We start from the raw sequence: 10,737 nt of genomic DNA, 5'->3' as shown, positions 1-10,737 counted from the left end.
GGGCTACTCAATTTCAGACAAAAAGCACTGCCACTTATTTTCGGCGATTTTAAAGTTTTACACCTCGAAAATAACCAATTGGTTTATCAACGCAGGTACTTCGATGAAGTAGTTATTGTGGCCCTGAATGACAGTAAAGAGTTAGTCAGCATTAAATTTGATGATCCTTTCTCAAAAAAACAAACAGATTACTATACACTAAGGGAATCAGAGTATAAAAAGGAAAAAGGTGAAATTCATTTAAATATACCGCCTTACAGTTATGAAGTAGTTACAAATGTGAAACAATAAATATAAATTTTTCAAATATGAAGTCAATATTCATTATGTCGATGATTACATTATCATTCCTTTTCGGAGGATGCAACCAGGCCAAAAAAAATCAGGTTGCAGCACAGGCAGCAAAAGCCGACCCGGTAGAAGCCAGCAAAGCCTCAACCATTTATGAAGTTAATATCAGACAATACACTCCTGAAGGTACAATCGAAGCCTTCATGCAGCACGTTCCACGTCTTAAAGAACTTGGCGTAGATATATTGTGGATAATGCCCATCTACCCCATTGGCGAAAAAAACAAAAAAGGACCTTTGGGTAGCTACTACGCAGTAAAAGATTATAAAGATGTAAATCCGGAATTTGGCACAAAAAACGATTTCAAGAAACTCGTTAAAACAGTGCACGACAACGACATGATGATTATTCTGGACTGGGTTGCCAACCATACAGCCTGGGATCACCCCTGGATAAAAAAGCACCCGGAATGGTATACAAAAGATTCGACTGGCAATGTTGTTGCTCCCGTTGAGGACTGGACCGATGTAGCAGACCTGAACTACGAAAACCAGGAAATGCGCCAGGCCATGACCGATGCGCTTGTATATTGGGTTAAAGAGTTTGATGTAGACGGATATCGTTGCGACGTAGCCAGCATGGTTCCAAACGATTTTTGGGAAAGTGCCAGAACAGAAATGGAACAGGTTAAGCCAGTATTTATGCTTGCAGAGGCAGAAAAACCAGAACTGCACAAAATGGCATTCGATGCAAACTATGCCTGGGAACTTCACCATATCATGAATGAAATCGCCAAAGGCAAACAAAATGCGTCGCACTTACGCAAATACTTCAAAAAAGAACCAACCCGTTTTGCTGATAGTGTTTACCGCATGGCATTTACCACAAATCATGATGAAAACTCATGGAACGGAACTGTATTTGAACGCATGCCTAACAGTTATAAAACTTTTGCTGTTTTCACTTATGCTGCCCCCACCTTCCCACTCATTTACAGTGGTCAGGAAGCAGGCCTAAACAAGCGGCTCGCTTTCTTTAAAAAAGATACCATAGAATGGAAAGAACACGAAATGGGAGCACTTTACAAAAAACTCAACACGCTTAAAGAAGATAACCCGGCATTGTGGAATGGCCGCTATGGTGGAAAAATCAATGTCCTGAAAACAAATCACAGCAAACAGATTTTTGCTTTCACACGTGAAAAAGAAGACAATAAAGTACTGGCAATATTTAATTTATCAGACACTGCCGCAGAGGTAAAATTCAAAAATTTTAAACCAGCGCAGAGCTTTAAAGATGCCTTCACAGGGAAAGAATTCGATGGAAAATCATCCATTAAACTTGAACCCTGGGATTACTTTATCGGTTTAAAATAATAACCCGCCTTAAACGGAGGGTGAAAACTTTTGTAACCACAATCAACGTAGCAGTGTAACTAACACCGCTGCGTTGACCAAACAAACACACCAAACCAATGAAGTATTTTTTAACTATAGTAACGATAATGCTAATGATGAGCATGAATGCGCAAAATAACAGGCTTAGCCGTGTAGAGCCGCCAAACTGGTGGGTCGGGATGGAACACAACCAACTTCAATTGTTGGTTTATGGAGCGGATATTGCTAAAACCGAACCTGAAATTGCAGCGAAAGAAGTAAGCATTGAAGCAGTGCACAAGGTAGAGAATTCCAATTACCTGTTTATTGATTTAAATATTAGTAAATCGGCAAAGGCAGGGAAATTTTCAATTAAATTCAATGAAAATGGGAAAACTGTTGCCAAATATGAATATGAACTCCGGGAAAAAACAACACAGAACCGGGGTTTCAGTGCAGCAGATTTGATTTACCTCGTTATGCCTGATCGGTTTGCAAATGGCAACCCTGGCAACGACGATGTGGATTCTATGCTCGAAAAAGCAGACAGGAGTAACCCCAATGGCCGCCATGGTGGCGATTTAAAGGGAATTATGAACAATCTGGATTATATCAAAGATTTGGGAATGACTGCAATTTGGGTCAACCCGTTCTTTGAAAACAATATGAAAGACTACTCCTACCATGGATATGCCATCACCGATTTTTACAAAACCGACCCAAGATTAGGTTCCAATGAGCTATATAAAAATTTGGTTGAAACCAGTCATAAAAAAGATATGAAGGTCGTGATGGATGTGGTGGTGAATCACTGCGGCATTAACCACTGGTGGATGAAAGATCTGCCCACAGACGACTGGATTAATAACCACAAAAAATTCCAGACAAACTACCGTGGTTCAGTCATCGCTGATCCGCATGCATCAAAATACGACCGTAACCGTTTCAGCACAGGCTGGTTCGTAGAAACCATGCCCGATCTCAACCAAAACAATCCATTTTTAGCCAATTACCTAATTCAAAATATGCTTTGGTGGATTGAGTTCTCAGGCATTGATGGTATGCGAATGGATACCCAGCCTTATGCAGAAATAGATTTTGTAACAAGACTTGCAAAGCGAATAACAGAAGAATACCCGGATTTTACTATTTTAGGCGAAACCTGGCTGCAAAAAGTCGCTCTAACCGCCTTTTTCCAACAAAACAGCCCGGTAGCAAAAGACTACAATTCGCATATTCCAACCAATACAGATTTCCCGTTGTACTATGCCATTAAAACCGGGCTGAACCAGGAAGATGGCTGGACCACAGGTCTTGCACAAATTTATTACGTATTGGCCCGCGATTTCCTTTACAACGATGCCCATAAAAATGTAATCTTCCTGGACAATCACGACCTGGACAGGTTTTATTCATCTGTAGGCGAAGATATCAATAAGTTCAAAATGGGCATTGGAATTTTGCTCACGATGCGTGGTATTCCCATGATGTATTACGGAGACGAAATACTGATGACCGGCCTGGAACATACCGGACACGGAAACATACGAAAAGACTTCCCGGGTGGTTGGGAATCAGATAAACGCAATGCATTCACTGAACAGGGACGCACAGATAAAGAAAACGAAGGTTTTAATTTCGTTCGTAAACTCGCCAAATGGCGTATGCAATCAAACGCAGTTGCCGAAGGTGAATTGACGCATTTTGTTCCTGAAAATAACACCTATATTTATTTCCGCCACACGAACAACGAAGCTGTAATGGTAATTCTGAACAACCACCCCGAAGAAAGCCGTACAATAGATGGAGCGCGTTTTAAAGAAGTGCTGGATCGTTATGGTAATGGTAAAAATGTAATGAGTGGTGAAACGGTTTCAGACAAATCTACGTTTACATTAAAAGCAAAGAGTGTCAAAATTATCGAATTCAAAAAATAATCAACCATAGCTTGATTTTTTCATAACATTTAAGTGGCCCGATCCTATGCAGTCCGATAGTTAACGCTATCGGGTTGCATATTTTCAAATGAGCTGAAAAAATTTCAATTAAAGATTAATTACAATGCAACAAATTATTAGAAAAATATCATTTTTAACCCTCTTCATAACGACCCTGCTATATTCCAATGCACAGGTTATAGTTACATCACCTGCATACCCAACACCCGACCAGTCAGTTACCATTACATTTAATGCCGACCAGGGTAATGCAGCTCTGGCAGGGTACAGCGGAGATATTTATGCCCACACCGGTGTAATTACCTCAGAGAGTACTTCTGCCTCAGATTGGAAGTATGTGGTTACAGAATGGGGCGAAAACACACCAGGAACACAACTAACCAATATTTCAGGCGATGAATGGGAACTAAGCATTAATCCATCGATTATAGATTATTATGGCGTTCCACAAGATGAAACAATTTTGCAGATGGCCTTTGTTTTCAGAAACGAAGATGGCAGTATAGTAGCTCGTGCAGCCGATGGAGGAGATATTTTTGCCAACGTTTACAGTGATCCTTACAATATTACATGGAACGCCCCCAGTACATCGCAGATTTATTCACCCGGCGATATTATTGATGTAGATGCCGTATCCCTGGCAGCGGAATCAATGGAATTATCAGTGAATGGTTCTGTAGTTGAAACAGCAAATAGTACCAATATCACTTATTCCTTTGAAGCTACGCTTTCCGGAATAAATGAACTGGTCTTAAATGTAACTGCACCAGATTCAACCTATGCCGACACGCTTGAAATAGTAGTGCGCGAAAGCACACCAACTGCAGCATTACCATCTGCAGATCTTAAAGATGGTATCAACTACATCGACGACAATACGGTAACCCTAGTACTATATGCACCTTTCAAAGATTTTGTTTTTGTAAATGGTTCATTTGCCGATTGGCAGCTCCTTCCGGAAAATCAAATGTACAGAACACCCGATGAAAACCGTTACTGGATTACGCTTGATAATCTGACAGCAGGCGAAGAGTATGCATTTCAGTATATTGTTGATGGTGAAATAACTATTGCCGATCCTTACACAGACAAAATTCTCGATCCATGGAACGACTCCTACATATCAGAGTCGACCTATCCAAACCTGATGCCTTACCCCACAGACCAGGCAGAAGGTATAGTTTCAACTTTCAAGACAGCTCAAACACCATACAACTGGCAAGTTGAGAACTTTACCAGACCAGCCAACGAGGACCTTGTGATTTATGAGCTGCTTGTCCGCGATTTTGTAGCTGCTCACGACTATCAAACACTTATTGATACAATCAATTACCTTAAAAACCTTGGGGTAAATGCCATAGAGTTGATGCCGGTTAGCGAATTTGAAGGTAACAGCAGCTGGGGCTACAACCCATCATTCTACTTTGCACCAGATAAATACTACGGTACTAAAAACGATCTTAAAGAATTCATTGATGTATGTCACCAAAATGGTATTGCTGTTATTCTGGACATGGTGCTGAACCACTCTTATGGTCAGTCTCCGTTCGTACAGCTGTATTTCGATCCTTCAGCAGGTGATTACGGACAACCTACCCCTGAAAACCCATGGTACAATGAAACATCGCCCAACCCAACTTACTCCTGGGGATTTGACTTCGACCATGAAAGCCCGCAAACAAAAGATTTTGTTAACAGAGTAAATACCTATTGGCTCGATGAATATAAATTCGATGGTTTCCGTTTCGATTTCACCAAAGGTTTTACCAACACACCCGGTGAAGGATGGAGTTATGATCAGAGCAGAATTGACATTTTAAAAGATATTGCCGACACCATCTGGAATGCAGCTCCAGGAGCTTATGTAATACTCGAGCACCTTACAGAAAACTCCGAAGAGAAAGTACTTGCTGAATACGGCATGCTGCTGTGGGGTAACATGAACTATACATACCTCGAAGCCTCAATGGGCTACAATGCAAATTCTGATTTTTCCGGTATTTCATACAAAAACCGTTCATGGAACGAGCCACATCTTGTGGGTTATATGGAAAGCCATGACGAAGAGCGCATGATGTACAAAAACATCACTTATGGTAATGGCACAGCTGTATACGATATCACACAGGAAGAAATAGCCCTCCGCCGGGCAGAACTATCAACCCTGTTTTTCCTTACCGTACCAGGCCCTAAAATGATCTGGCAATTTGGCGAAATGGGTTACGATTACAGCATAGATTACGATTGCCGCGTTTGCGAAAAACCAATACGCTGGGATTACCTACAGGAAGATGGACGCAGGCATTTGTATAACTTTTATAGTCAGGTGATAGATTTACGTAACTCATCGGACCTTTACCAGACCACAAACTTTAACATGGATGTAGGTAGCGATGTAAAAATAATTACCCTTGAGCATAATGGTGAAAAAACAATCATTTTCGGTAATTTCGATGTGGAAACACAAACCTACACACCCAATCTCAGTGGATTTGCCAACTGGTACAGCTTCTTTGAAGGGGGAACTGAAATTAGCGGAGACACAACTTTTACACTCGAACCCGGCCAGTACAGGTTATTAACCACAAACATGACCACAACACCTGAATGGCCCAATTTCCCGGAAGCTCGAAATGTTTACATCACTGGCGATACAGAACAGGGAAGCACCTTAACCGCTCACTATGATTATTTTGATTTAAATGATGATGCAGAAGGTGCAACAGAATTTCAGTGGTATGTGAGCGACGATGCTTCAGGAAGTGGGAAAAGACCAATTCCCGGCGCTACTGAACAAGACCTGGTTTTAACCAGAAGTGCAGGTGAAAAATATCTTTCTGTGGTAGTAAAACCCGTTGCCCAGGGGTCAGAATATCAAATTGGATTGCCAGTAGAATCAGGTTTGTTTGGACCTGTAAATACGAGTTTATCAGCACAGGACCCTGAAAACAGAGCACCAATAATATATCCAAATCCAATCTCAGGCGATCAAATATTATCAATTAAAAATGTTGATCATTACCAAAACATTCAAATAGTAAATGGTGCCGGACAAATTTTGAATAACATCAGAATTGAAGGTCAAAAATCAGTAAATATTGATTTTACACAATACCAGCAAGGTTTCTACTTCATAAAATTGCAGGGAACCGAGCATACTATTGTGGAAAAAATAGTTAAAACACCATAGTTTATTTATACATTAATCAATGTTAAAGCGCCTTCATTGCCAGAAGGCGCTTTTTTTATTGTATAATTAATTTATAACTACTATTTTTGACATACATACAAAAAGAAAGTTCCTCCCACTAAAAATCAAAAAATGAATACTATGAGACTTTTAACACTAATTTCAGCTATACTATTTGTTAGCTTATCTTTTAATGTATCTGCGCAACGTGCAATTGAAGTTTTCAATAACGATGGCGATGCTTTCTTCATTTATCTTAATGGAGAAAAGCAAAACAAAGAAGCCCAAACACGCGTAACGCTCTACGATTTAAAAAGTGAATGGTACAAGGGAAAAATTGTATTTCAGGAAAAAGGAATCCCTGAAATTGAAAAAAACTTAATGACCAAACCCGGGAAAAAAGTAACCTACACAATAAAGAAAAACCGCAAAGGTGCTTACAAACTCAGATTTTTTTCAGAAATGGAGTTCGAAAGATCTGCAGCTAAAAAAGAGACCAAACCACAGAAAACAACTGTGAGCACTTCAACTGCAGCACCGCAGAAAAACCGTACAACCGAAACCCATACGGTTCAAACAACCACAACAACATCACCTGAAAAAACAAACGAAAATGTGAACATCTCAATTAATACGCAGATGAATGAGCAGGGTGCTACAGTGAATGTTTCTGGTGGTGAAACAACTGAATCAGGAACAGTAACCGTTACCACAACCACTGAGGGGAAACCCCGGAAAAAAACGAATAATGCTCAAATGACAGTTTCAAGCACTACAACAACCACAAGCTCTTCAAGCAGTTCTTCAACAAATTTTACTGAACAGCCCGTACAAAAAAGGGAAGCAACTCGTGGTTGCATGATGTCTGCTACTGCATTTGAAAAGGCAAAAAAATCTATTGAAGGAAAAACCTTCGAAGACTCAAAAATGACAATGGCCAAACAAATAACCAAGAGTCACTGCTTAACAGCAACTCAGATCAAAGAGGTTATGGAATTGTTGGAGTATGAAAGTACTCGTGTAGAATATGCTCAATTCGCATATCCAAAGTGCCAAAATAAAAACGAGTACTATATTGTAAATGACGCCTTTGAATACGAAAGTTCCATTGATGAGCTGAATGAATTTATCGACGCACAGTAAAAAAATAAAACATAATTGTGTGAGGGCCTCGCTTTGAGTGAGGCCCTTCTGTTTTTATTTGGTTTGTATGTTCCCAAAACATAGAAAATTTGTAGTTACACTACAAAAATTCAGTACGGCCAATTTTCTCATCTAAAATGAGACCGCTCCGCAAAGGTTTGCGTTAAAAAAAACTGCATACTGCACCTAATAGATTGTCTTTCGACCCCAAAATGGTTATTTTTGCACTATGAACAAATTACTCTACACACTATCTGTTATACTATTAATTCCGGCTCTGGTAAATGCCCAGGTAGCCTGGATGGAACCCGGTGAGGCCACCGTAGATTCTACTGTAACCGTTTACTTTGATGCCACGCAAGGCGATCAGGGTTTAATGAACTACGAAGGAAATGTCTATGCCCATACAGGTGTAATAACCCTGCAAAGCACAAGCGGAAGCGACTGGAAACACGTTGTATCTGATTGGGGTATACCAAACGATACGGTTTTGATGGACAGCATAGACGAAAATCTTTATTCTATATCTTTTAATATCAGGAGTTTTTACGGCATCGACTCAAGTGAAACCGTACTGAGCATGGCTTTTGTATTTCGCAATGCCGACGGCTCTGTAACCGGTCGAAGCGTCGACGGCTCCGATATATTCATTCCTTTGCAAGTAGCGAATGATTGGAGCTATCAGTCTTACAACACCACAGCAAACGGGATGGAAATCAATACAGCCAAGGGCCAAATCATATTAACAGCTTATGAAAGCGGCCTTGAAACATCAATTCTACCGTCAGGACAGTCTCCATCAGAAAGTTTTGCCCTTACCGCATCGCCTGTCAGCGCATCTTTCAGCACCGACACCACTGCAGAAACCATTACAGCTAGCTGGAATGAATGGCAAATATTGATTGAGAAAGACCCACTGAAAATTTTCTATATCAAAGACGACACCCTCACGTCACTCAAAAGCTTTTTCCCAAGTACTAATGGCAACGGCGGCCTGATGACCCTTAAGTTCAACGAAAGCGCTAAAATATATGGCGGCGGTTCACGTGCACTGCCATTTAACCTGAATGGCTATACCATTGACCTCTACAACCAGGCTCATTATGGTTACTCAAATCAAACAGCTAATCTGAACACATCCATACCAATTTTGACATCAACCGATGAATTTGCCTGGATATTTGACAATCACCATCCAGGCCAGATTGATATCGGGTCCAATACTCCGGGCGACATGGGATATCAGACTGCAGGCGGCACATTACGATTTTTAATTACTGATAGCGAAAGTTTAGAGGATATATCGCATAATTTAGCTGACCTTACCGGGCATGCGCCCATGCCTCCAATGTGGGGATTGGGGTACATTCAGTCCCGGTACGGGTACGAAACCCAGGATGAAGCCGAACAAATTGTGGCAGACATGCAGGCCGGTAACTTCCCGATGGATGCCCTTGTGCTGGATCTTTATTGGTTTGGCGGCACATCACATATGGGCGACTTCAATTGGGATATGACAAACTTCCCCGATCCTGAGGGTATGATGTCAGACTTTCAGAACCAGGGTATTGAAACCATCCTGATCACAGAACCTTACTTTACACTTACCAGCGACCTTTATGATGGCGCTGCGGCAGCAGAACATTTTGCCAAAAATGAAAGCGGCGATCCATTCGTACTTTATGGATTCTGGGCCGGCGATGCAGCCCTGTTCGACATGAGCTCCGATACGGCCCGAAACTGGCTTTGGCCACATTACCAAAATCTTTTTGAAATGGGAACATCAGGCCTTTGGACCGACCTTGGTGAACCGGAAACCCACCCTGCGGAAATGATTCACGAAATGGGCTTGGCCAATGATGTACACAATATTTTTAATAACCAATGGGCAAAAATGTTGCACGATAAAACTGCCGAAAACTATCCTGAGAAAAGACTATTCAACCTTACCCGTTCAGGCTACACAGGTATGCAACGTTACAGCACATACCCATGGTCAGGCGATATACAAAGAAGTTTCCAGGGACTACAATCCCAAATCCCCATCATGCTGCACATGAGCATGAGCGGAATCGGCTACATGCACTCCGACCTTGGCGGATTTACCGGTGGCGGGCAAAATGGTGAATTATACACGCGCTGGTTGCAACTTGGCACATTCTCACCTGTAATGCGAGCACATGGAACAGGTGTACCCACAGAACCCATATTTTACGATACACAAACACAAAACCGCGTGCGCAAAACAATTGAAATGCGCTACAAATTTTTACCTTACAACTATACGCTGGCATGGGAATACAGCACGCAAGGCACACCTTTGGCCCGCCCGTCAAACTACTACGGTTCATCCTCCGGGTTACTCAGCGAACTGGGAGACCAATACCTTTGGGGTAAAGATTTACTGGTGGCGCCAGTGCTCATGGAAGGACAAACCTCACGCATGGTAACACTTCCGGAAGAGAACTGGTTCGATTATAAAACCGGTGAAAAATACAATGCCAACACGACCATTACAATAGATGCCCCGCTAGATGATATCCCTCTCCTGTTGCGCGAAGGAGGCTTCCTGGTACAAACGCAGGAAAAACTCATGCATTCGAAAGCTTACGATAGCGATTCAATCCGCATACGCCATGCATTGCCCGCTGAGGGCCAAACAACAACCCGCCAATGGTTTCATGACGATGGTGTAACAGCCGGAAATCTAAGCGCGAGCCAATATGATTTGATGCAACTCACAGCAACAGCCGATGGCAACTATGCTTCAGTGAACCTG

6 protein-coding genes are annotated in these 10,737 nt (G+C 41.6%); all 6 read left to right on the top strand.

Annotated elements, in window-relative coordinates:
- On the top strand, positions 1–291 hold a 291-nt coding region (locus VJ937_RS00595; RefSeq protein WP_324064981.1), incomplete at its 5' end, for an alpha-glucosidase C-terminal domain-containing protein.
- Positions 292–308: 17 nt separating this feature from the next.
- Positions 309–1,667 (top strand): alpha-amylase family glycosyl hydrolase, encoded by a 1,359-nt coding sequence (locus tag VJ937_RS00590; protein ID WP_324064980.1) that lies wholly within the window; start codon positions 309–311, stop codon positions 1,665–1,667.
- A 98-nt stretch (positions 1,668–1,765) separates the two neighbouring features.
- On the top strand, positions 1,766–3,604 hold the full coding sequence (locus VJ937_RS00585; RefSeq protein ID WP_324064979.1) for a glycoside hydrolase family 13 protein: 1,839 nt from the start codon (positions 1,766–1,768) through the stop codon (positions 3,602–3,604).
- A gap of 124 nt (positions 3,605–3,728) precedes the next feature.
- Positions 3,729–6,815 (top strand): alpha-amylase family glycosyl hydrolase, encoded by a 3,087-nt coding sequence (locus tag VJ937_RS00580; RefSeq protein WP_324064978.1) that lies wholly within the window; start codon positions 3,729–3,731, stop codon positions 6,813–6,815.
- A 141-nt stretch (positions 6,816–6,956) separates the two neighbouring features.
- Positions 6,957–7,958 (top strand): DUF4476 domain-containing protein, encoded by a 1,002-nt coding sequence (locus tag VJ937_RS00575; RefSeq protein ID WP_324064977.1) that lies wholly within the window; start codon positions 6,957–6,959, stop codon positions 7,956–7,958.
- Between the two features lie 229 nt (positions 7,959–8,187).
- A partial coding sequence (locus VJ937_RS00570; RefSeq protein ID WP_324064976.1) for a TIM-barrel domain-containing protein occupies positions 8,188–10,737 on the top strand: 2,550 nt, incomplete at its 3' end.

The organism is Salinivirga sp., assembly GCF_035268865.1.
In the GTDB taxonomy this organism is placed as follows: domain Bacteria; phylum Bacteroidota; class Bacteroidia; order Bacteroidales; family Salinivirgaceae; genus Salinivirga.
The sequence above is the reverse complement of the archived record's forward strand: the minus strand, read 5'-3'. Positions and strand labels throughout refer to the sequence as shown.

What these genes read in the sequence shown, in the direction of transcription:
- VJ937_RS00585 (WP_324064979.1), top strand. Translation starts at nt 1,766, where the DNA reads ATGAAGTATTTTTTAACTATAGTAACGATAATGCTAATGATGAGCATG.
- VJ937_RS00575 (WP_324064977.1), top strand. Translation starts at nt 6,957, where the DNA reads ATGAGACTTTTAACACTAATTTCAGCTATACTATTTGTTAGCTTATCT.
- VJ937_RS00580 (WP_324064978.1), top strand. Translation starts at nt 3,729, where the DNA reads ATGCAACAAATTATTAGAAAAATATCATTTTTAACCCTCTTCATAACG.
- VJ937_RS00590 (WP_324064980.1), top strand. Translation starts at nt 309, where the DNA reads ATGAAGTCAATATTCATTATGTCGATGATTACATTATCATTCCTTTTC.